Raw genomic sequence first — 22,501 nt, 5'->3', positions numbered from 1 at the left:
TGAACAGCAAAGATTTGCCATCAGTTAATTCTACATAATAATTGCCAGACACCTCTTCATAGCTTAATTGCTTGTTTTCACTATATGTGGCTGTGGCAACTTTACTTTTTGCGTCATCATGCTGCTGAGCACTACTACATTGCGCATAAAAACACGCAATGAGTAGCAATCCAGCTATTTTAAAACTATTCATGTATTGTAATTTTTTCAATTTTATCACCTTGGTCGATGTCATCAATCACATCTTGTCCTTCAACAACTTTGCCAAAACAAGTGTGATTTCTATCCAGGTGAGAGGTATTGTCACGGCTGTGGCATATAAAAAACTGGCTTCCACCTGTGTTTCTTCCAGCATGCGCCATTGATAATACACCTCTGTCGTGGTATTGATTTTCACCATCCAATTCGCAGTCTATGGTGTAGCCTGGTCCGCCAGCACCAGTGCCATCTGGGCAGCCGCCCTGAATCACGAAATTTGGTATTACTCTGTGAAAGGTAAGGCCATCATAAAAGCCAGCCTTGGCCAGTTTAATAAAATTGTCAACAGTTTTAGGAGCATCTTCAGTGTAGAACTCCACTTTCATGTTACCCTTACCTGTTTGTATTTCTGCTGTTTTCATAGTATTGATTCTGATTTTGAATTTAAACTTAACGTATTCTAAAAACTCTGATTTAAATAGGTAACAAAACTATCGAAAATGTCTCTTTTATTAACTCTAAAAAGTAAGCTTTACAACTCCTCTTACATTAAAACTCCAAAGTAAGCTGCACGCTTTTTTCCTCTTCTTTTACCAAATCATGGTTGAGATTAGAGAGTGCCAGACCCAGTAATCGGATGCCTTTGTCTAAAGTAACAAGTTCGACTAACTCATCGTAAAGTGTTGCTATTTGCTCAGGTGTTTCAATCCAGTAGTCTACAGTTTTGCTTCGGGTAATTTGTTGAAAATCAGTATACTTTACTTTTAGTGTTAGTGTTTTTCCTTTGGTCTTAGAGCGCTCGATTCTACCTTTAAGTGTTTCATTGATTTTCGATAATTGATCAAGTATTTCTTCCCTCGTAAGCAGGTCTTTAGAAAAGGTGTTTTCCGCTCCCAGCGATTTTCTAATACGATTAGGGTTTACCTCTCTGTTGTCAATAGCTCTGGCAATTCTGTAATAATACCTACCGGATTTACCAAACCTATCTATAAGCGAGTATTCGCTCCATTTTTTAAGATCAAGACCTGTATTGATGCCCATCTTGTGCATGCGTTCAGCAGTCACCTTGCCTATACCAAAAAACCGTTCTATAGGTAGTTTCTCCACAAAGGCTTCAGCATCATCAGGAGCGACCAGAAAGTAGCCATCAGGCTTATTTACATCAGAAGCTGTTTTGGCCAAAAATTTATTCATAGAAATACCTGCTGAGGCGGTAAGACCAGTCTGCACTTTAATTTGTCTCCTGATTTCCTGAGCTATGATCGTTGCCGATGGCATTTCCTTTTTATTGGTAGTTACATCGAGGTACGCCTCATCGAGCGACAATGGCTCTACAAGATCTGTATATTCATAAAAGATATTCCTGATTTCCTGAGATACAGCCTTATACGCATCAAAACGCGCCTTTACAAAAATCAGATGCGGACACTTACGCGCTGCAATTTTAGAAGGCATAGCCGATTTTACTCCATATTTCCTCGCTTCATAGCTGGCTGCGGCCACCACACCACGCTCAGAACTCCCACCCACCGCAATAGGTTTACCTCGAAGTTCCGGATTATCGCGCTGCTCTACAGAAGCGTAAAAAGCGTCCATATCTATATGTATGATTTTTCGCAAAGTGGTCTTTTATCTGAGTACGGTTGGTGTAAAGTTATGTATACGACCGCTTATATAATTAGCTTTTGATTTCGACATTGTTTTAAACAATTTAAATCGAGCAAAAGGTCAAAAAACTGCCTTTTATAATTCATTTAGTAAAACCAAACAAAGGAGGAAACTTGAAAAGAAGAGATTTTGTCCAATTAGCCGGGTTAGGAGCTGGAGCGTTTATGCTTCCTACACACCTAATGGGTAATTCAATTCCTGTAGAGGCATTATTAGCCCCTGGGATGGACGTAGCCACGAAAAAACAGATGGCCGATGTTGCACTTAATACTGCACGTTCGCTAGGTGCCAGCTATGCAGATGCGCGTATTGGCAGGTACTTAAATCAATATGTGTTTACTCGTGAAGATAAAGTACAAAACGTTGTCAATACAGAGTCGTTTGGTATAGGTGTGAGAGTGATTGCCAACGGGACATGGGGTTTTGCCTCCACAAACTCAGTTACACCTGATGGTATAAAAAAAGCTACAGAACAAGCTGTCGCTATCGCTAAAGCCAATTCAAAAATTCAAAAAGAGCCAGTGAAGCTTGCTCCGGTACAAGGCCATGGTGAGGTAAGCTGGAAAACACCTATTAAAAAAGACTTCAAAGATGTACCAGTCTCTGAAAAAGTAGACTTACTGCTCAAAGCCAATGCTTCTGCTATGGAAAATGGAGCCAATTTTGTGAATTCGGCCCTGTTTATGGTCAATGAGCAAAAGTATTTCGCGTCTACAGAAGGGTCATATATCGATCAGGATGTACACAGAATATGGCCAACATTTGGCGTAACTGCCATCGACCGATCTGCCGGTAAATTTAAATCGAGACAGGCCTTAAGTGCACCAATGGGTATGGGCTATGAGTATATGGATGGTCTTGCATCAGAAAAAATTGAAGGACCTGAAGGGCTTAATTTATACAGAAACAGCTACGATATTGTAGAGGACGCTACGCTTGCCGCTAAACAAGCCAAAGAAATGCTTTCTGCAAAATCTGTAGACCCCGGTAAGTACGATCTTGTTTTAGAGCCAAATCACCTGGGGCTCACAATTCATGAGTCAGTTGGTCACCCACTGGAGCTCGATCGTGTATTAGGCTATGAAGCCAACTATGCAGGTACAAGCTTTGCAACCTTAGATAAGTGGAAAACCAAAGACTTCAATTACGGTAGTGATATTGTAAATCTTGTGGCTGATAAAACACAGCCTCATTCTCTAGGTCAGGTTGGCTATGATGATGAAGGGGTGAAGTGTAAGAAATGGGATCTGGTAAGAAATGGTACTTTGGTAAACTACCAGGCGATAAGAGACCAGGCGCATATTATCAATGAGGATGAATCTCATGGGTGTTGCTATTCACAGAGTTGGAATGATGTGCAGTTTCAGCGTATGCCTAATGTGTCTTTAGAAGCTGGTACAGAACCATATTCTGCCAAGCAAATGATAGAGGATACCGAAAAAGGCATATATATCGCAGGTCGTGGATCTTACTCAATAGACCAGCAGCGGTACAACTTCCAGTTTGGTGGTACTGTTTTCTATGAAATCAAAGATGGAAAGATTGCAGGTATGTTAAATGACGTGGCTTACCAGTCTAACACACAAGAGTTTTGGAACTCATGTGCTAAGATTTGTGATAAAGATGATTATCGACTTTTCGGTTCATTCTTCGATGGCAAAGGTCAGCCTTCTCAAATTAGTGCTGTCTCTCATGGTAGTTCAACGACACGTTTCAATGGCGTGAATGTGATCAATACTGGTCGAACTATCTAGGTTTAATTGTTTAACGAAATAAGAATTTAAAAAATGGCAATATATACTAAAGAAGAGGCAAGAGCGATAATGGAGAAAGCGTTGAGCTTTTCTACGGCCGATTCGTGTGAAATAAACCTTAGTGGTTCTGAAAGTGGCAATATACGTTATGCCAGAAATACAGTAAGTACTGCAGGGCACAGGTCAAATCAAACGTTAGTGGTGCAGTCAAGCTACGGCAAAAGATCTGGTACTGCTACAGTTGATGAATTTGACGATGCTTCTCTGGAGCGTGTAGTAAAGCGTGCTGAAGAGCTGGCAAAGCTTTCGCCTGAAAACCCTGAATTTATGGAGCCGCTAGGTCCGCAGGAGTATGATGAGTCTACTACCTATGTTGAAGCAACAGCCAAAATTACTCCTGAGCAGCGTGCTGAAATAGCAAGAGCAAGCATCGAACCTGCCAGGGCTAAAGACGTAACGTCAGCGGGCTTTTTAAATGATTCAGCCGGTTTTAGCGCTATGATGAACTCAAATGGCCTATTTGCTTACAACCAGGCTACTAATGCTAGTTTCTCCGTAACCATGCGTACCAATGATGGCACAGGTTCCGGTTGGGCCACAAGAGATGCTAACGATATCGCAAAACTCAACGCAGAGGAAGCTTCCAAAAGTGCGATTGATAAAGCCTTAATGTCACGTAAGGCCAAGGCAATTGAGCCTGGAAAATATACTGTGATTTTAGAGCCAGCAGCCTCTGAACAGCTTTTAGGTAACATGTTTGGCTCGCTCAACGCCCGGACTGCTGACGAAGGCAGAAGTTTTATGTCTAAAGAAGGCGGTGGTACTAAATTAGGAGAAAAAATCGTTGACGAGCGTGTCAACATTTGGTCTGATCCACGTCATCCTGAAGTGCCAACTGCACCCTGGAATGGCAACGGCCAGCCAGTGAAGAAAATGAACTGGATTGAAAACGGTGTGGTAAAAAACCTGGCATATAGCCGATATTGGGCTGAACAGCAGGGCAAAGATGCCGTGCCTTTCCCCAGTAATGCTATTATGGAAGGTGGAGACGCTTCGCTGGAAGACATGATAAAAGATACCAAGCGAGGTATATTGGTGACCAGACTCTGGTATATCAGAACAGTTGATCCGCAGACTTTACTATACACTGGTTTGACCAGAGACGGTACTTTCTTTATCGAAAACGGTAAATTGAAGCATCCGATTAAGAATTTCCGTTTCAACGAAAGTCCTATTATTATGCTTAATAATCTGGAGACTTTGGGGCAACAGGTGAGAATCAACGGAAATCTCATTCCATATATGAAGGTGAGAGATTTCACTTTTACCAGCTTGTCAGACGCTGTTTAAAATTTAGTAAAAGAAAGAAAGGCTTTATCTAACAGGTAAAGCCTTTTTTGTTATTATATAAATGGTAACGTTTTAAGCCGGTATTGCAACCGCTTAAATAATGCTATTTGATATAGCCAACAGATGCTTGCAATTTTACTTTAAGGCCACGATGGAAAATGTTTCATTAAGACAAATTGATCAGGGCGACCTGGAAGAATTACAGCGAATAGGTAAAGAAACCTTTTCTGAGTCATTTGGTGCGCTTAATACTGCAGCTGATATGGACAAATACTTAAATGCAAGTTTCAGTTCAGGTCAACTGCTTACTGAGCTAAATGATAATGAGACAGACTTCTATTTTGCAGAATTAGAAAATGAGGCCGTGGGATATTTAAAAGTAAACTGGGGAAAGGCTCAAACAGAGATTATTGCTCCTAATATGCTGGAAATTGAGCGCATTTACGTTTTAGCATGGTATCAGGGTATGCGTATTGGCCACCAACTATATGAGAAAGCGATAGAAATAGCTAAAAATAAAGGATTTTCTAAAGTATGGTTAGGTGTTTGGGAAAAGAACAGAAGAGCTATAAAGTTTTACGAAAGGCTGGGCTTTAAGGCATTTGATAGCCATGATTTTTTATTAGGCAACGACAGGCAAACCGACATATTGATGCGTTTAGATTTGAATGGATAGGGAGAGATGAATAGAGTAAAATATCTAAATCGAGATAATGCCTTCTTTTTTACGAGGCTGCAATACGATTCTGGCGATTGGGATGTCGACCAGCGAATGCCTTCTAACGTGCTAAATTCTCTAGTCGAATATACCACGCTCAAGGTAGACACTGAGGAGAATATTATTCCACTAAGTAGCGACAAAATATTTGAATGCCCTTTTTGCTATATGGCAGGGCATAAACTAGTGCAGTTTTCTAAAAAAGAAAGAGAAAACTTTAAGGCGTATGTAGAAAATGGAGGCTTTGTGTTTTCTGATGATTGTAACCATGACATTGACGGTCTTTATGCAAAATCTTTTGAATCGCAGATGGCCGCTATTTTTGGGAATGATGCCTTGAAAAAACTGCCAAATAATCACCCAATCTATAGGTCATTTTTTGAGTTTGAGGATGGGCCACCCACAACTTCTCAGGAGTTGAATGGCTGGGGGGACGATTTAGTACACGATTACCTAAAAGCCATAGAGATCGATGGGCGTATTGCGGTGTTATACAGTAATAAAGACTATGGCTGTGAGTGGGACTATGATTTTAGAAACAAGCGTTGGTATAAGATAGACAATACGCGTTTTAGTGTAAACATTGTAATGTATGCTTTGACCTCGTAGACGGCTCGGGGCAGAAAATAGAAATCGATGAACGAAGAACTCATAAAAGAGGAGAAAGAAGTAAGCCAGTTGATAAATAAACTGGACACGCTAAAAAAAGAAATAGCCAAAGTAATTGTTGGTCAGGAAAAGACTATAGATCAGTTGCTAATCACGTTTTTAGCAGGTGGGCATGCTTTGCTGGAAGGTGTTCCCGGTTTAGCCAAAACATTGATGATTAGAACCTTATCCCAGGCTATTGATCTTGATTTCAGACGTATACAGTTTACGCCAGACCTTATGCCTTCAGATATTGTGGGCACAGAGATTTTGGAAGAAGATCATTCTACGGGCAAAAAGTTTTTCAAATTTAACAAAGGGCCAATATTTTCAAATATTGTGTTGGCTGATGAGATCAACAGAACGCCACCCAAAACACAGGCGGCCTTGTTGGAAGCCATGCAGGAGTTTGAAGTGACTTATAGTGGACAAACCTACCCTTTAGATCGCCCATTCCTAATTTTAGCCACTCAAAACCCAATCGAGCAGGCAGGTACATTTCCTCTGCCAGAGGCGCAACTCGACCGCTTTTTGTTGTACATACAGATCGACTATCCGGAAGAGCAGCAGGAGCTTAACATTCTAAAAAGTACAACTGGAGGCAAATCAGCTTCTGTTGAAAAGGTAATGGCAGGAGAAGAGATCATAAAGCTGCAGTCATTAGTTCGTCAGGTGCCTATTAGTGATGATTTGGTTGGTTTTGTCAATCAGGTGATAAGAGCAACCAGACCAAAAACTACAGCCATAGATTATGTGAAAGATTGGGTGAGTTGGGGAGCAGGCCCAAGGGCTGGTCAGGCCATGATATTGACAGCCAAAGCTCACGCATTATTGCAAGGAAGATATGCAGTTACAAAAGCAGATATAGACACAGTGGCTTTGCCCGTTTTAAGGCATAGAGTGCTGGTCAATTTTAAGGCTGAAGCAGAGGGCGTAACCTCTGACGATGTAACGAGCCATTTGTTGAAAACCATCAACTTGTCGATTAACGGAGCAGGGTAGCCACTATCAATAAAACATATGAAAACCGATTATCGCGACCTACTCAAGCCAGAGATACTGCATAGTATCAAAGGACTGGAATTGATTTCCAGAGTAATCGTAGACGGTTACTTATCGGGTCTAAATCATAGCACAAGAGTAGGGGCCGGTATGGAGTTTAGCCAGTATAGAAGCTATGAACCTGGTGATGATTTGAGGTTACTCGATTGGAAAATGCTGGCACGATCGGGGAGATATTACATCAAGCAGTCAGAAATAGAAACTAATATTTCAGTTAAGTTTATTATCGATGCAAGCAAGTCGCTGCTTCATCAGGAAGAGGGCTTGACTAAAATGGATTACATCCGGGTTTTAGTAGCCTCTGTAGCTTATTTAGCCCAACATCAAGGGGATGCCATTGGCTTGTACGCACTCAACGATCATGATTTTTACAGCGTTTATCCACGTGTTGAAAAACAACATTTCAATCGTTTTTTACATCAACTGGTAGAGATTGACAACAAAGGTAAATGGCCAGAAAATCTTTCATCAACTGAAAATCTACATGACAGGAGGCACAAAGAACTAATTTTTGTGGTCAGTGATATGTACCAGCATAATGATGAGCTTACCAATTTCATCGACAGACTCAAAACAAAGCGTAATGAGGTGGTGGTGCTGCACATTACCTCACCAAAGGAAGAAACCTTAGATTATTCAGGATCAGTTACTTTCGAAGATTTGGAAACTGGTGATAAAATGAAATTAGATGCCAGTGAAGTGCGAAAACAATACCAGTCAAAATTTCAAAATCATATCAGTCGATTACAAAGTGAGATGTTGGAAAATGGCATAGGCTATGAGGTTTTTAATACAGCAAACCACATAGGAGAGGCCTTAGAAATTTTCTTTCAAAAGAGAAAAATGCTGCTATAAATGTCATTTGCTGCACCTACATATCTTATTACACTTTTAGGGCTATTAGTGCCCCTAGCCATCCATTTATGGAGCAAAAAGGAAGGTCGGGTAATTAAGGTTGGCAGTACACAATTTTTGCCTGAGGTGGAGTCTAAACAGTCGAGCAGTTTGCGAATAAATGAGATCATTTTGCTTGTATTAAGAATGATATTAATGGGCTTGCTCTCATTTATTCTAGCACAGCTATTTTTTAAATCTACAGCAAATAATGAAAGTAAATTGGTCTTTATCGATCCTTTAATAGCGGATAGGCCCGAAGCTAATGCTTTACTAGATTCACTGGCCAATCAAGAGTATGAGATTAAAGCCTTTCTGCCTGGTTTTCCAAACTATGACCAAGAGAAACACACCCAATCAGCAGAGAGACACTGGCAATTAGTAGAAGAACTCAACCGAGTAAATGCCCAAGATATTGTTCTTATTACATCTTCAGTACAAAAGTCATTTAAAGGAGCGAGACCAACTAGCCATAGACCTTTATCCTGGATCACTCTAGAAAACCAAGGTACAAATATGTTCTTGGCGTCAGCCGTTCAGGGTAGAGACAGTGTTTATTTAGTAAAGGGAAACTCAAACAGAGAGCATACCGCTTTTGAACGGGATCAAATTCTAAAAGGTGAAATAGAATCAGATTCAGATTCTACATCATTTGATGGACTTAAAGGAACGGTCAGGCTTATAAAAGACACGATAACAGTGCGGATTCATTCGGGTCCTGGGTTTGAAAGAGATGCTATGTACCTGAAAACAGCCGTAGAAAGCATCAGCGAGTTTTCAAGGTACCCGCTGAAAATTTCAGATAACAAGCAAGCTGATTGGCTTTTTTGGCTTTCTGATGAAGAGATAGACGGAAACCAATCAAATCAGATTGTACGATACAAACGTGATACTCTTAGTTGTAGATTGATTATACCTACCAGCGACCCACGCGTGTACCACATTACTGGTCGGCTAAATGTCGTCAATGTGGTAAAAGGAAGTTTTGTTACTCAGCTTTTTAAGGTGATGAGAAAGGAAATTGAAGCCGGAGATCAGATCGAAAAATTTGATCAAAGACAACTGGCCGAAGCGCAATTACAGCCGAATTATGAAGTTAGAAGTCTAAACAGCACAGTTAAAAAACCTATGAATGATTGGCTGTGGCTACTTTTTCTTGCGGTTTTTGCCACAGAGCGTATTGTATCTTATGTGAGAAAACAGTGAAAAAACCACAAACCATATTGACCAAAACAAAAAACTTATGGTTCGCTGTAAAAGTGATTGAGTGTTTACTCTACGGGCTGGGAATTGGTCTTTTTGTATTTGGCCTTACAAGCTTAGAAATTGCTTTAGCTAGCGGATTTATAGCTAGCATCTTATTCTTTTTTCTTTTAAAACCCTGGAAAATTAACCTCCATCATGTAGCCTCGCTTTATGATTTAAGATTAGAAAATGTGGAAAACAGCACCGGAATTCTGCTTAGAGAACGAGAGGAACTGCCGCTGATTGCCAGACTACAATATGAAAAGCTAGCGGGAATAATAGCTAAATCGAAGATTCTATTTCCGCCTAATCACCTTACCAGAGCCACTTTTTTTATCGTTTTAATGATGGCTTTAGGCTTTGTTATAAATCAGATTTTACCTAAGCCGGATGCAGCGTCACTTGTTACACTAGTTCCTGATGAGTCGGAAGATATAATAGAAAATGATAGTATTACGCCCGTTGCTCAGCCAAAAATAGAATCGATTCAATTGTATGTTTCGCCCCCGGCCTATACAGGTCTTCGAGCTTCGACTTCTTCAGATCTAAATATTAATGCTGTAGAGCAGTCATGGTTAACATGGACTGTAAAGACAAATAAGGCCACGGATAGGGTTTTTATTGAAACTTCAGGTAAGTCAACTCAGGAGCTGGTAAGCAAAGAGGGTGTATTTAAAATTTCGGCTAAGGTAAGCGAGAACGGGTTTTATAATTTCAAATTGGTGGGGGCTGACGGTCGTGAATTTACCTCTGAACTTTATAGCATAGAAGCAATAGAAGACACACCACCTTCGGTAGAGTTGAAAGGTATAAAACAGTATACCTCTTTTTCATATTTCGAAAAGAAGCGTGTAAATATCACGTCTCTTATATCAGATGATTTTGGGCTTACCGATGCTTATATCATTGCCACAGTAACCCAGGGAACAGGGGAGTCTGTAAAATTTAGAGAAGAAAAGCTGGATTTTGATAAGAAAGCCAGGGGGACACAAGTGCTGCTGAATAAAACCATAGATCTCGATGAGATGAAAATGAGTCCGGGAGATGAGTTGTATTTTTATGTAGAAGCCATAGATAATAAAAAACCTGATCATCAAAGGTCTCGGACAGAAACCTATTTTCTCAATATTAAAGACACCACAGATATTGAGTTTTCATTGGCGGGTTCTCTGGGAGTAGATTTGATGCCGGAGTATTTCAGAAGTCAGCGACAAATTATAATTGATACCGAAAAGCTGATTGCGGAGCGGCAGAAAATGCAGAAAAAAGACTTTAATTCTCAATCTAATGAACTGGGTTTCGACCAAAAATCATTACGCTTAAAGTATGGTCAGTTTATGGGAGTTGAAAATGAATCGGGCATAGCGATAGAGACCGAAGAGATTGCCGAAGAACTCGAAGAAGACCACGATCCCTTGGCTGAATACTCTCATGATCATGATGGGGACAATGAGCACAACCTGGTGGTAGAAGACGACCACGACCATGGCCATGAAGACGAGCACGATAAAGGTAATATGCTAGACAAATATATACACGCTCATGATGACCCTGAAGAGGCAACTCTTTATACTCAATCAACCAGAAGTATGTTGAAGCAAGCTATGGCTGAAATGTGGGATGCTGAATTGTATTTGAGGCTTTTCGAGCCGGAAAAATCCCTGCCTTATCAATACAAGGCTTTAGAGTTAATAAAGAAAATTAAGAATCAAGCGAGAATTTACGTGCATAGGATCGGTTTTGATCCGCCACCTATCAAAGAAGATAAGCGGCTCACAGGAGATTTAGATGAAGTGAAATCAAGGAGTGCTTCAGAGGATGCCACTGTCGATGATGGCCTGGATCCGTTGAGGAACCTGCTCAATCGTATTGCAACTTTGAATAGGGGAGATTCACTACAAAAATCTGATTATCAGCTATTTGCGCATGCAGCAGATGCACTTTCTCCTCTGGCAGTAGAGCAACCGGTGAAGTATTTAGAATCCTTAGAGAACTTAAAGAAATTAAGCAATAATGAATTTGACCCTGATAATTTGAAAAAAGTACTGGCCAATGTAAGTCGTGCATTGGTTCAAGCTATCCCACCTGAGGTTGATAATTTCAATATTAAAAGCGAGAATAAAAATCAGCTAACTCGTACTTACCTTGACAAATTGAGCGAAGTAATCAATGAATAAGTTCGGAGTGTTGATAGATACTAATTTTGGAGTAGCTATTGGAATAGCCGTAATTCTCCTTCTTCTACTTCTCATCAAAGAGTTTGCAAGAAGCAATAAAAAAAATCTTTGGTTAAGGTTGTTGTGTTCATTACTCGGTGTAATAGCACTTTTTGCTATATGGATTAAACCAGTCATTCAGTTAGAAAGTGAATTGCCTTCAGCCCTATTGTTGACTCAAGGCTATGAAGAGCAACAAATTGATGAGCTGAAAGACCAATACAAGTTTGATGAAATGGCTCAGTATGACTCCCTCAGCTACACTGAGAAAGAGGCATTATTTGCGCAAAATCGAGTGATCATGGTAGGTGATGGTATACCCGAGTATGACCTCCCACTATATCAAGAGCATGATATTACTTACTTGCTGGATAGCTCAAAGACTGGGATTCTAAGGTTCAATTATTCACAAGAAGCCGAAGTAGGAGAGCTACTAGAGGTTAATGGCTTATTGCAGGCAGATTACAACGGCTGGTTGAAACTCAGGGCTTTTGACCAGGTGGTTGATTCCATACAGGTAACAATGGGGCAACAAGCTTTCAAACTTCAAGTGCAAATCAAAAGTGCTGGAAAATATGTCTTTCAGGTACAGGAAGTAAATGAAAAGTCGGAAGTACTCAGGCAGCATGACTTTCCCATTATTGTATCTGACCAACAGTCATATAAAATATTGATGGTCAATGAATTCCCAACTTTCGAGTTGAAGTACCTTAAAAATTACCTGGCTGCAGAAGGGCATGAGCTGCAAGTAAGAAACCAACTTACACGGGGTAGATATAAATTTGAAGCTTATAATACCTCAGTGTCAAGGTTTTATAAACTTTCATCAAATGTGCTTGAAGCTGCAGCGTTACTCGTTATTGACTATCCTTCATTAAAAAGTTTGAGTCGCAATGAATTGAGCATGCTTAAAGAAAGAGTAAGAAACGGATTAGGTGTGTATATAATGCCTTCAGAAGAATTATTTACAGCCAATAACGATCTCATTATAGTAGACTTTGAGCCAACTACATCCGAAGTCGCCTCTGTAAATATGTTAGACAAGCCATATCGAATTGACACTTACGGATATGTCTTTAAAGATCAACCAGGTTTTCAGTTTACTTTTAATAACTTAACGGGGGCAATGCTTTTGGGAGAAGGTCAGGTAGGAGGGAGTGTTTTGCAAAATACCTATAAGCTCTGGTTGGCTGGAGAGCAAACAGCTTATAAAAATCTTTGGAAAAAGCAGTTGGAAGCCCTTTTACCATCAAAACGAGCGACCAGTATTAATTACAACTGGCCTGTTTGTATTGATCAGCCAGTTGACTTTGAGTTTGGAGCTCAGTCAAAACCAATGGTTAATATTGATGGCGTTTCAGTTGCTCCAATCCAGGATATGCATATTTCAGATATTTGGAGCGGTACTTACTGGCCCAAAAGTACAGGATGGCACACTGTAATGATCGAAAACGATACCACCTGGCTATTTGTTAACCAAGATAGTGAATGGGAAGGGGTTGTGAGTTATAATCGAAGTAAAGCCAACAGTCGTGTTTTTAATCATGATACTGAAATACGATTCAAAGTCGATGTTTCTGTCAAAAAAGAGATAGATCCTTTATGGTTTTACCTGCTCTTTTTAATTTGTGTAGGATATTTGTGGTTAGAACCTAAGTTGAGTTAAACATTAATTATTTAGCCTGTATACCGTGAAGAAATCTAAAAAGCTGTTTTTAATTTTTGCTATACTATTTTTTGGAGCCATGGGCTATCTGGCTTATGATATTTCATCTCGTACCACATTTCCGGGATCCAAACCTCAGTTAAAGGAGCGTTTATTAAATAGTGACGAACGAACAGAAGAAAAGTCTGTCGCCAAAGATTCAACAAAACAGGACACCATCAGTGATGAGAATTAGGCTTTAAAAGCTACTCATGTAAGGGAAAAAGCGCATTTATAGCTTTTTTAGACCACTTTTTATTCGTCTGTATATTTTGACAGTTTAACTGCAAAAATAGCACTTGGTCTTGTGAGGGTTTGCCATCTTGCTGTAAGCCTGTATCATTGAAGTATTAAAGCCAACTATAGACAACGATTAATCCCTTGAGGCCAGGTCTTCAAGGGATTTTTTGTGACATATGGTCAAAACATCCATTTTTTTATAAGATCGGGTTTTTAGGTTAGCCCGATCTTTTTTTTCCTTTCCATAAATAGAATATTGAAAAGCGGCTTATCCGTTTATAAGGTATCCTGACCTGTATAATAGCAATCCGACTTACAAAGGTTTTGAATGTGATGGTCACCCTGTATTATTGAAGTATTAAAGCCAACTATAGACAACGATTAACCCCTGGAAGCTAGGTCTTCCAGGGGTTTTTTGTTTGAATAAACTGTGGAATTCAATCCACAAAAAAAGGCAGCACCTACTCAGTGCTGCCTTTAATATTTGGTTATGTTAGATTAGTTTTTCTCACCATCTTCGTCATTATCGCCTTTCAGATCGATATCAACGTCTTCAGTTTCTACTCCCACTTCTTTCTTATTAGCGTCTACTTTTAACTCTACTTTGTCCTTTTCAGTATCCGCAGGCTCAGTAGTAGTGGTTTTCTGTTGCTTATCACAGGCCATCATCATTACCATTAATAACATACCTGATAAAATACTTAACTTTTTCATAATTGATTATTAGTTGTTTTGTTTACTCATATAACATCAAGTCATGTGCCATTTTAGGTACATTCAATCCATGTTTAAACATCTACATCAAAATATTTAGTAAATTATTTATTAGACGAGGCAACCTCTTTATAATCTTTCACCGTGATAGAGGTAAATACCCTGAAGACCAATATAAAACATGAGAGTACTCATTGAAGGATGTAAAAACCATGACAGGGAAAGTCAGCGCTTACTATACAAGCACTACTACTCTTTTGCTATGGCCATTTGTGTGAGGTACTCAGGAAGTGTAGACGAGGCTAAGGAGATTTTAAATGATGGGTTTATGAAGGTGTATTCCAAAATCGATTTATATGATACAAACAGATCGTTTGAAGGGTGGTTGAAGCGGTTGATGATCAATACAGCCATTGATTATTTCAGGTCTCAAAAAAAGTATCAGAACCAGACTACACTCGAAGGTCATGATCAGGCATCAAAGATTTCTATTGTTGATGAGCTCAGCTATAATGAAATTTTGATGCTGGTACAGCAGCTCAGTCCAATGTACAGGGCTGTATTTAGCCTATTTGTAATTGATGGCTATCCACATGAAGAAATAGCTAAAAAGCTTAATATTTCGGTGGGTACGTCAAAATCAAATTTGTCGAAGGCGCGAGCTAATTTAAGGAAGATGCTAAAATTCACAACGCAAGAGGTGTATGAGCAATATATCTGATAAGGATCTGGACAAATTGTTTCAGGAAGCAGCTGCAGGTTTTAACGAACCTATGGATTCCGATCTATGGGCGACAATGGAAATACAGCTGCCTTCTGGTGATATCAATGGCTTTGTATTTTATAAAGTTATTGGCGCTGTAATTATTAGTGTGATTGCGATTCTATCTCTATTGATCGGGACGAGTGGCATAGATGACAAACTCACTCAAGAAAAAGAAATATCGCAAGAAGCCACTCGATCTGCTGAAGGAGATGTTAAGGAGGTGAATACTGATAAGATTTCCAGACAACAGCAACAGAACCTTCCTCATAAAGCTGATTTTAATAAAGAGAACCTGGCTTCACCTCAAAATTCTGATATAAGAACTTCTGCTGAATTAAAACAAGAACAAACCCAATCGATAACCCCTAAAGAATCAGCGCTAAAGCAATCAGACAAATATTTTGTAGATGCAGGTCAAACTACTGACCCTGAATTTATTGAGCATATTGGTGTCGTCACAGATTACCGACACTATATACCAAACTTTAATTTAAATCTAATTACTGAGTCTTCTGAAGAGCAGAAGGAGGCGGGCTATGCCGCTTTTAGTGTGCTGGTCAGCTATTCGCCAGACCTAAGCTCTGTGGGTTTTTTCTCACCTGATAAACCCGGTAGTAATTTGGGACTCTTATTTTCATACCAATTGAGCGACCGCTGGGGGTTCTCAACGGGAGCAATTCTTTCAAGAAAAATTTACTATAGTAATGAGTCCGAAAGCTCATATGGAAGATACAATCAAGACCGCACTGAGCTTGATGCTACATGCCGGGTAATCGATATACCAATTAACGCGCACTATTTTTTCAATCGTTCAGATAAGTCTCAGTTTTATTTTACTACTGGCTTATCGAGCTACTTTATGTTGTCTGAGGATTACGAGTTTCAGTCAACCAACGCGCAAGGCACTGAAAGTTGGACTACAAATTACAGAAATGAGAACAATCATTATTTAGGTATTCTCAATGTAGGGGTAGGGTACGAACGAAAAATCGGCCATAACCTTTCCCTTCAGCTTGAGCCTTTCCTTAAAGTACCATTGACCGGTATTGGTGCAGGTAAGGTCGACTTAGTGTCATCGGGTGCTTTTTTTAATATTAAATATCAATTTCTAAAACAGTAAATCAATGAAATCAATAATTAAGGGGTGTCTGTGTTTTTCAATCATCTTTCTGATTGGTTGTGGAGGGGATAGTGATGATCCGGCACCGACAAGTTGTGATAATTTGCCAATAGTAGAGGTGGTTTCTACATCTGCTACCAGCACCTGTGCTGCCACAGATGGTGAAATAGTGCTTTCGGGTTCCGGTGGCGCTGAGCCTTATGAATTTAGTGTCGATGGCGGCAGTAGCTTCCAGGTTTCGGGAGATTTCCTGACATTAGCGGCAGGTACATACACTGTGCTCACTAAAGATTCCAATGGTTGTATATCTGATGAGAAACAAGCGACTGTAGAGGCTTCGGGCTCTACTTTAGCAGCTTCTGCGACAGCTACAGCAGATACAGAATGCGTTGATAATAATGGTACAATTGAAGTAAACGTTACAGGAGGAGAGCCCCCATATCAGTACGATATCGGTAAGGGTTTTGTATCAAATAACTCATTTGTCGACTTGCCACCTGCCAGTTATGAGGTGATTATTAAAGATGCCACGGGTTGCGCTGTATCAACTACTGCCAGTGTTGCCAAAGGTGATACAGGCACGAGTTATCAAAATCAAGTAAAGTCAATAATTACAGCAAATTGCGCTGTTTCCGGGTGTCATAATGGAGATAATGGAGCCAGTCGGGATTGGACGAATTTTGAAAGATTGCAGGCCGCTGCATCGCAAATCAAATCACGTACTCAAAACGGATCTATGCCACCCAATGGCTCTTTGTCAGAAGCAGAAAAAACATTGATCGCTTGCTGGGTGGATGAGGGCGCTAAAAATAATTAACCATGATCAATCACAAATTATTAGTCTGCGCAATTCTGTTTTTGGCCAGTTACACTACATTGAGCGCTCAAAAATATAAAAGCAGTAGTTCAACGATCACATTCTTTTCTGAGGCACCACTAGAAAACATTGATGCCACTACATCTGAAGCAAGTAGCATTTTTGATGAAAGCACTTCAGAGATCGTCTTTTCTGTACCGATTAATACTTTCGAGTTTGATAAATCACTGATGCAGGAGCATTTCAATGAGAATTACCTGGAATCAGAAAAATACCCAAAGGCTACATTTTCAGGCAAAATCTATGGCTATGATCATACATCAACTGGTCAACAGCAGGTGACAGCGAAAGGTGAAATGACAATTCACGGAGAGACTCAACAAGTAGAAATAACCGGCACACTTCAAAAAAGCGATCAAATCGAGATCAACAGTAAGTTTATGGTCACGCTGGAAGATTATAAAATCAAAATACCTAAAGTGCTATGGAAAAACATTGCTGAAGAGGTGGAGGTCACTGTTAATTTTATTTATGAAAAACTATGAGAAAAGCTTTACTATTCGTTTTGATCCTTGCCAGTAACCTGGCCTACACCCAAGATAATTTACTTGACCTAATTGATGAAAATGAAAAGCCTCAGGAGGTAATGTCTACATTTAAAGGCACTCGTATTATTCTGGGCCACTCGGTGAAAATGAAGGCAAAAAAGGAGCTCGAATTTCTGATCACACATCGATTTGGTAGAATTAATAGTGGTAGTCATAATCTTTGGGGTCTTGATAATGCATTTATTAGACTTGGACTTGAGTATGGACTCTCTGACAAACTTAACATAGGTATTGGTAGAAGCAGTTTTGACAAGACATATGATAGTTTCTTAAAGTATAAATTGGCCAGACAAACTAAGGGTAGCGGTAGCTTTCCGGTTTCTCTTGTACTTTTTAATAGCTTTACCATTAAGACCACTCCAAAATCAGAAGACTCACCAGAGGTGGCGTTTAATGATCGATTGGCTAATGTAAGCCAGCTCTTGATATCGAGAAAAATAAATAGCCTCGTATCGGTTCAGCTTATGCCTACCTACATATACAAAAGCACGGTTGAAGAGGGATTTGAAAATAGTCAGTTAGCCTTAGGGGTTGGGGGTAGAGTTAAGCTCACACCTCGTTTGGCTTTTAATGCAGAGTATTATTATAGGCTAGATGCTCCAGAATCCATCTTTACCAATTCATTTTCATTGGGTTTTGATATCGAAACTGGCGGACATGTTTTTCAATTACATTTCACCAATTCTATCATGACTGTAGAGCGGGCATTTATCACCGAGACATCCGATGACTTCTTTGATGGAGACATTCATTTCGGTTTCAATATTTCAAGAACCTTTAACCTTGGGTCTAAAAAAGAAAAGAGCTGGTGAGGCTACACCTCCATAGACTCAGGCTGCTTGTCTTTCGTATAAGCTCGCTTATCTATTTTCTGTAAATGGTAACTATCAATTTCAGAAATAGCCCTTACATTTAGTTTTTGAAATAGATTATACTTTTCAGTGGTTTTAATCAATCGCTCATCCTTAGCATAAAGCAAGGTGTAATAAAACTGTATAAGTACCTCTTGTTCAGTAAAATGTGACTTGAGTATGGTAAAGTAAAACTCAGGATCATGGCTTTTAGCCTCAACCAATAGTACAAGCGACTTGTAGTTTTCCAGGTAATGCTGAAATGTATTTTTATAACCTTCAAAAACAGACCTGAAACAAGCTTCAAACGACTCATCATCAAGCGCAATACCGCCATCCGCTTTCATTCTTTTCTTTAAAGCAGCAACTTCTTTCTTAAAGTCTTTAAGAATGGCCTGAAAGGCATTTACACTCTTGCCATTGCTTCCTTGTAAAATGTCTCTTATGTTATTCGTTGCATTTATGTGGAAGTTGAGTAGTTGAAAGAAAGTGTTTTCAAATTGCTGAATAGCAATAGTGGTAGATTGACTTTCCATGATCTTACGACTTTCTTTAAGCTCCTCACGTTGCAAGACGAGCTCATGTTTTTGATAAATAAGGGCAAGGAAAAATAAAATTACTCCGGCTAGTGCCCATATGGAACCTACAGTACCTCCCAAAAACTCACCAATGATGCTAAAATTTGCAGGCTGAGTCCAGAAATCAGAATCTCCCTGACTGGCATGTTTGAAAAATAGATAGGCAACAATTACACCTCCGGCTATCGCAGCTATCGCACATATACCCAAAATGTTGGCAAATATATCAGTAAAGGAAGGTCTACGTATTTTCATGGTTTTGATCGTTGAAACTCTGACAATGAGCAATTAAATCTTTGGTTTTGGCGCTATCGAGAGTAATAGCGAATCTCAATATTAGGAATATTATTGTGTTGATCTCTTAAATTTTCTAAGAGTAACCATCAATTAAAGATAAAATGGCAGATTTTTAGTTAAGTGACTGTTGCTGATAAAGTTATTTTTTTAAGAATTGCCACTCATAACCAAGACAAAGGCTTGGTTTATTGGTTAAACTTTGATTGAAAAAGCTTAAATTCCATTTATGGCAAGATCGTCTAAGTATGTGCAGGTCGGCAAACACAAGTTAGAGCTTTCTAATCTTGAAAAACCACTCTATCCTGATGATCATGTGCTAAAAGCAGAAATTATTCAATACTACCTTTCAGTTGGCCCTACTTTGCTTTCTCACGTCAAAGGGCGCCCATTGTCATTGGTGCGTTTCCCCAATGGAATTGATGGAGAGCAGTTTTTTCAAAAAAACCGACCAGATTGGGCCCCTGATTGGATTGACTATGTAGCCATGGGCAGCGATGCCAAAAAAGACTACATCATGGCCACGAATGAAGCTTCTTTAGTTTGGCTTGCTAATCTTGCTTGCCTTGAGCTACACCAGATGCAGGTCAGAAAACCACATTATATAAACCCTGATTATATTGTTTATGACCTTGATCCTCCCGAAGGGTTTAATTTTGATGACCTTAAGGAAATAGCACTTTCTTTAAAGGATCACCTTGAAAGCCTCGGCTATGAAGTTTTCTTGAAAACAACTGGAGGTAAAGGCCTGCACTTACTTACTCCGGTTTTAACACAATGGTCTTATGATGAGTGTTTTAAGGCGGCTCAGGATGCAGCAAGGCCATTTGTGGCAAAGCATACAAATACAACTTTGCATATTAAAAAAGACGCCAGAAAAGGACGTGTTTTAATTGATATTTATAGAAATAGAAATGGGCAAACCATAGTTGCTCCATACAGCCTTAGAGGTAAACCTGGAGCTCCTGTATCAATGCCTATTAGCTGGGATTACCTGGATGATTTACAATCTTCACAAGACTTTCATATAGCTAACGTACCTGCCTATGTGATCGAAGGAGATGCCTGGGAGGGATTTGCAGCATATGCAGTGGCACTTCACACCAAGCGAGATACAGTTATGGTAAATAAAAAGGCCTTAGGTAAAAATGATAAGCACAAAAGCCCGGAACAGCTCGCTGATTACAGTAAGAAGAGAGACTTCACAAAAACACCTGAACCTAAGAGTTTATTTAGTGGGGGAGATGGTACCGGCTTTACCGTACACCGCCACCATGCTTCTCACCTTCATTACGATCTGCGGCTCGAAGAAGATGGCGTACTCAAATCCTGGGCAGTACCTAAAGGTTTACCCCCTCGACCGGGTATTAAGAGGCTTGCTGTGGCTACAGAAGATCACCCAATGGAGTACCTTACTTTTGAGGGAGAGATACCAAAAGGCCAATATGGTGGAGGTAAAATGTGGGTATATGCCAATGGGCGATATGAGATTACTAAACGTAAAAAAGATGGTGGCATTTATTTCAACCTTAACAGCAAGCAGGTAAATGCAGAGTATCGCATGTATCCTATTAAGGAAAAGAAGGAGTGGCTACTAGAAAGAGTTAACAATCCACAGCATCCCTGGCCGGAAAAGCCACCTGAGCCTATGCTTGCTCAAAGTATGAAACAAGTGCCAACGAGACAAGATTTGCTGTATGAGGTAAAATGGGATGGTATTCGTGCACTGATTTTGTTAGACGAAGGTGAAGTCAAAATCTTTAGCAGAAATCACAAAGATTTGACCAAACAATTTCCAGAATTGACAGTGCCGGAACAAGCTTTTAGAGTGACTTCAGCCATTTTTGATGCTGAAATTGTCGTGTTCGATAAGGCAGGTAAACCAGACTTTAGCAAAGTAATTCATCGTATGCAAAGACGTAGTGAAGGTGATATTGATCGGGCTATGAAGAAATACCCTGCTTATGCTTATGTTTTTGATTGCCTTTATTTAGATGGGAGATCTCTCATTCAGGAACCGCTTTTAAGGAGGAGAGAGTGGATGGTTGACTCCTTAAAGAAGGGTACGTCATACCGGGTAAGTGAAGTGGTAGAAGAGGGTGAGGAGTTATTTGAAGCCGCCAGAAAAATGGGCTTAGAAGGCATTATGGCCAAAGATGCTCATGCACGCTACTTCCCAGGCAAAAGGTCAGACGCATGGATTAAAGTCAAGATCAGGCAAACAATTGATGTGCACATAATCGGTTACTCAGCAGGCAAAGGAGACCGAGAGACTCAGTTTGGTGGTCTTCACATGGCTGAAAGAGACGGGAATGAGTGGATTTATCGAGGTAAAGTTGGTACCGGCTTTACAGACAAGTCGATGACAGCATTTACAAAAAAACTCAAAAAACAGAAAGAGGGTGAGAAGCTCGTAGATGTAAAGGTAATGGATGAAAGTATCACTACCTGGATTGAACCTAACCTCGTGTGCGAAGTAGAGTATTCGATGATTACCAAAAATGGCACTTTACGAGACCCGGTTTTTCTTAGACTAAGAGAAGATTTGGAATGACGAAGATAGCCACTAAACCGGAACGGATTCCCGAGTTATTTACTGCATTTTGGAATGAGAGAGATGCTGAAGGTATTGCATCATTATTTACAGAAGATGCCGAGTTTGTAAATGTAGTTGGTCTTTGGTGGCATAACAGGGAAGATATCAGAAAGGCCCATGATTATGGTTTAAAGGTAATTTTTAATCAAAGTGAATTAAAGTTAACCAGAGTTAAGATTAAGAAATTGTCAGATGAAGTGGTGGTAGTACATGCGAAGATGAGGCTCACAGGGCAAAGTAGTTTGGAAGGTGAAGAGAAGCCACATGTACGCTACAATATTTTCACTTTTGTAACCCATAGAGAGCAAGAAAAGTGGTTGGCCGTGGCTGCCCATAATACAGATATCGTACCCGGAAAAGAAACAAACCTGAGTGACGGCTCAGGCATTTTAAAAGCTGTTGATTATCGTAAGAAGTCAAACTAGGTAGTCGTAGCTCAATTGCCTCTTTGCCAATTTG

At 39.8% G+C, this 22,501-nt stretch carries 22 protein-coding genes; 17 read left to right on the top strand and 5 right to left on the bottom strand.

Annotated features, from left to right (window positions below):
• From E1176_RS18580 to dinB, 3 genes are all read right to left on the bottom strand, one after another.
• A partial coding sequence (locus tag E1176_RS18580) for a hypothetical protein (RefSeq protein ID WP_155212548.1) occupies window positions 1–193 on the bottom strand: 193 nt, incomplete at its 3' end.
• Window positions 186–620: a peptidylprolyl isomerase gene (locus E1176_RS18575; RefSeq protein ID WP_155212547.1), complete on the bottom strand. Its 435-nt coding sequence runs from the start codon at window positions 618–620 to the stop codon at window positions 186–188. The genes E1176_RS18580 and E1176_RS18575, both read right to left, overlap by 8 nt.
• 127 nt (window positions 621–747) lie before the next feature.
• On the bottom strand, window positions 748–1,818 hold the full coding sequence (gene dinB / locus E1176_RS18570) for a DNA polymerase IV (protein WP_281349586.1): 1,071 nt from the start codon (window positions 1,816–1,818) through the stop codon (window positions 748–750).
• A 161-nt stretch (window positions 1,819–1,979) separates the two neighbouring features.
• Here dinB and E1176_RS18565 point away from each other — a divergent pair, with 161 nt between their 5' ends.
• The 10 genes from E1176_RS18565 (at window position 1,980) to E1176_RS18520 (ending at window position 13,654) form a co-directional block, all read left to right on the top strand.
• On the top strand, window positions 1,980–3,620 hold the full coding sequence (locus E1176_RS18565) for a TldD/PmbA family protein (RefSeq protein WP_155212546.1): 1,641 nt from the start codon (window positions 1,980–1,982) through the stop codon (window positions 3,618–3,620).
• Window positions 3,621–3,653: 33 nt separating this feature from the next.
• Window positions 3,654–4,970: a TldD/PmbA family protein gene (locus E1176_RS18560; RefSeq protein WP_155212545.1), complete on the top strand. Its 1,317-nt coding sequence runs from the start codon at window positions 3,654–3,656 to the stop codon at window positions 4,968–4,970.
• Window positions 4,971–5,070: 100 nt separating this feature from the next.
• Window positions 5,071–5,646, top strand: coding sequence for a GNAT family N-acetyltransferase (locus E1176_RS18555; RefSeq protein ID WP_246206162.1), 576 nt, complete (start codon window positions 5,071–5,073; stop codon window positions 5,644–5,646).
• Window positions 5,647–5,652: 6 nt separating this feature from the next.
• Window positions 5,653–6,297 carry a DUF4159 domain-containing protein gene (locus E1176_RS18550; protein ID WP_155212544.1) on the top strand — a complete coding sequence of 215 codons (645 nt, stop codon included), beginning with the start codon at window positions 5,653–5,655 and terminating at the stop codon, window positions 6,295–6,297.
• Between the two features lie 27 nt (window positions 6,298–6,324).
• Complete coding sequence (locus E1176_RS18545) at window positions 6,325–7,338, top strand: AAA family ATPase (RefSeq protein WP_155212543.1); 1,014 nt, start codon at window positions 6,325–6,327, stop codon at window positions 7,336–7,338.
• 18 nt (window positions 7,339–7,356) lie between these two features.
• A complete protein-coding gene (locus E1176_RS18540; RefSeq protein WP_155212542.1) occupies window positions 7,357–8,253 on the top strand; it encodes a DUF58 domain-containing protein in 897 nt (298 codons plus the stop codon).
• Entirely contained in the window at window positions 8,254–9,498 is a 1,245-nt protein-coding gene (locus E1176_RS18535; RefSeq protein ID WP_155212541.1) for a BatA domain-containing protein, read from the top strand.
• A complete protein-coding gene (locus E1176_RS18530; RefSeq protein ID WP_155212540.1) occupies window positions 9,495–11,714 on the top strand; it encodes a tryptophan-rich sensory protein in 2,220 nt (739 codons plus the stop codon). The genes E1176_RS18535 and E1176_RS18530 overlap by 4 nt, the downstream gene beginning before the upstream one ends.
• On the top strand, window positions 11,707–13,419 hold the full coding sequence (locus E1176_RS18525) for a hypothetical protein (RefSeq protein WP_155212539.1): 1,713 nt from the start codon (window positions 11,707–11,709) through the stop codon (window positions 13,417–13,419). Before E1176_RS18530 ends, E1176_RS18525 begins: the two co-directional genes overlap by 8 nt.
• Window positions 13,420–13,444: 25 nt before the next feature.
• Window positions 13,445–13,654: a hypothetical protein gene (locus E1176_RS18520; RefSeq protein WP_155212538.1), complete on the top strand. Its 210-nt coding sequence runs from the start codon at window positions 13,445–13,447 to the stop codon at window positions 13,652–13,654.
• 542 nt (window positions 13,655–14,196) lie between these two features.
• Here E1176_RS18520 and E1176_RS18515 read toward each other — a convergent pair.
• The gene (locus E1176_RS18515; protein WP_155212537.1) at window positions 14,197–14,412 is read right to left on the bottom strand and encodes a hypothetical protein; all 216 of its coding nucleotides are present in this window, start codon (window positions 14,410–14,412) and stop codon (window positions 14,197–14,199) included.
• Window positions 14,413–14,593: 181 nt separating this feature from the next.
• Between E1176_RS18515 and E1176_RS18510 the strand changes: the two genes are divergently transcribed.
• Genes E1176_RS18510 through E1176_RS18490 form a run of 5 tightly spaced genes read left to right on the top strand, consistent with a single transcriptional unit; the run spans window position 14,594 to window position 18,535 of the window.
• Complete coding sequence (locus tag E1176_RS18510; RefSeq protein ID WP_155212536.1) at window positions 14,594–15,133, top strand: RNA polymerase sigma factor; 540 nt, start codon at window positions 14,594–14,596, stop codon at window positions 15,131–15,133.
• Complete coding sequence (locus E1176_RS18505; RefSeq protein WP_155212535.1) at window positions 15,117–16,298, top strand: outer membrane beta-barrel protein; 1,182 nt, start codon at window positions 15,117–15,119, stop codon at window positions 16,296–16,298. Before E1176_RS18510 ends, E1176_RS18505 begins: the two co-directional genes overlap by 17 nt.
• 4 nt (window positions 16,299–16,302) lie before the next feature.
• Window positions 16,303–17,115 carry a SprB repeat-containing protein gene (locus E1176_RS18500; protein WP_155212534.1) on the top strand — a complete coding sequence of 271 codons (813 nt, stop codon included), beginning with the start codon at window positions 16,303–16,305 and terminating at the stop codon, window positions 17,113–17,115.
• Between the two features lie 2 nt (window positions 17,116–17,117).
• On the top strand, window positions 17,118–17,660 hold the full coding sequence (locus tag E1176_RS18495) for a YceI family protein (RefSeq protein ID WP_155212533.1): 543 nt from the start codon (window positions 17,118–17,120) through the stop codon (window positions 17,658–17,660).
• Entirely contained in the window at window positions 17,657–18,535 is an 879-nt protein-coding gene (locus tag E1176_RS18490; protein WP_155212532.1) for a DUF5777 family beta-barrel protein, read from the top strand. The genes E1176_RS18495 and E1176_RS18490 overlap by 4 nt, the downstream gene beginning before the upstream one ends.
• Before the next feature lie 2 nt (window positions 18,536–18,537).
• Here the strand turns inward: E1176_RS18490 and E1176_RS18485 are convergent, their stop codons facing one another.
• A complete protein-coding gene (locus tag E1176_RS18485) occupies window positions 18,538–19,407 on the bottom strand; it encodes a putative phage abortive infection protein (protein ID WP_155212531.1) in 870 nt (289 codons plus the stop codon).
• Window positions 19,408–19,675: 268 nt separating this feature from the next.
• Here E1176_RS18485 and ligD point away from each other — a divergent pair, with 268 nt between their 5' ends.
• A complete protein-coding gene (gene ligD / locus E1176_RS18480; protein WP_155212530.1) occupies window positions 19,676–22,000 on the top strand; it encodes a non-homologous end-joining DNA ligase in 2,325 nt (774 codons plus the stop codon).
• A complete protein-coding gene (locus E1176_RS18475; protein ID WP_155212529.1) occupies window positions 21,997–22,467 on the top strand; it encodes an SgcJ/EcaC family oxidoreductase in 471 nt (156 codons plus the stop codon). The genes ligD and E1176_RS18475 overlap by 4 nt, the downstream gene beginning before the upstream one ends.
• Window positions 22,468–22,501 lie beyond the last annotated feature (34 nt).

Origin of the sequence: Fulvivirga aurantia (genome assembly GCF_009711475.1) — a bacterium.
Classification (GTDB): Bacteria; Bacteroidota; Bacteroidia; order Cytophagales; family Cyclobacteriaceae; genus Fulvivirga; species Fulvivirga aurantia.
Note: the sequence above shows the minus strand (reverse complement) of the source record. Positions and strands in the feature narration are given on the sequence as shown.

Excerpts from the sequence above, each read along its gene's own strand:
- E1176_RS18540 (WP_155212542.1), top strand. The coding sequence starts at position 7,357 with ATGAAAACCGATTATCGCGACCTACTCAAGCCAGAGATACTGCATAGT.
- E1176_RS18505 (WP_155212535.1), top strand. The coding sequence starts at position 15,117 with ATGAGCAATATATCTGATAAGGATCTGGACAAATTGTTTCAGGAAGCA.
- E1176_RS18535 (WP_155212541.1), top strand. The coding sequence starts at position 8,254 with ATGTCATTTGCTGCACCTACATATCTTATTACACTTTTAGGGCTATTA.
- E1176_RS18490 (WP_155212532.1), top strand. The coding sequence starts at position 17,657 with ATGAGAAAAGCTTTACTATTCGTTTTGATCCTTGCCAGTAACCTGGCC.
- E1176_RS18575 (WP_155212547.1), bottom strand. The coding sequence starts at position 620 with ATGAAAACAGCAGAAATACAAACAGGTAAGGGTAACATGAAAGTGGAG.
- E1176_RS18500 (WP_155212534.1), top strand. The coding sequence starts at position 16,303 with ATGAAATCAATAATTAAGGGGTGTCTGTGTTTTTCAATCATCTTTCTG.
- ligD (WP_155212530.1), top strand. The coding sequence starts at position 19,676 with ATGGCAAGATCGTCTAAGTATGTGCAGGTCGGCAAACACAAGTTAGAG.
- E1176_RS18510 (WP_155212536.1), top strand. The coding sequence starts at position 14,594 with ATGAGAGTACTCATTGAAGGATGTAAAAACCATGACAGGGAAAGTCAG.
- E1176_RS18515 (WP_155212537.1), bottom strand. The coding sequence starts at position 14,412 with ATGAAAAAGTTAAGTATTTTATCAGGTATGTTATTAATGGTAATGATG.
- E1176_RS18555 (WP_246206162.1), top strand. The coding sequence starts at position 5,071 with ATGCTATTTGATATAGCCAACAGATGCTTGCAATTTTACTTTAAGGCC.
- E1176_RS18495 (WP_155212533.1), top strand. The coding sequence starts at position 17,118 with ATGATCAATCACAAATTATTAGTCTGCGCAATTCTGTTTTTGGCCAGT.
- E1176_RS18545 (WP_155212543.1), top strand. The coding sequence starts at position 6,325 with ATGAACGAAGAACTCATAAAAGAGGAGAAAGAAGTAAGCCAGTTGATA.
- E1176_RS18525 (WP_155212539.1), top strand. The coding sequence starts at position 11,707 with ATGAATAAGTTCGGAGTGTTGATAGATACTAATTTTGGAGTAGCTATT.
- E1176_RS18475 (WP_155212529.1), top strand. The coding sequence starts at position 21,997 with ATGACGAAGATAGCCACTAAACCGGAACGGATTCCCGAGTTATTTACT.
- E1176_RS18485 (WP_155212531.1), bottom strand. The coding sequence starts at position 19,407 with ATGAAAATACGTAGACCTTCCTTTACTGATATATTTGCCAACATTTTG.
- E1176_RS18560 (WP_155212545.1), top strand. The coding sequence starts at position 3,654 with ATGGCAATATATACTAAAGAAGAGGCAAGAGCGATAATGGAGAAAGCG.
- E1176_RS18550 (WP_155212544.1), top strand. The coding sequence starts at position 5,653 with ATGAATAGAGTAAAATATCTAAATCGAGATAATGCCTTCTTTTTTACG.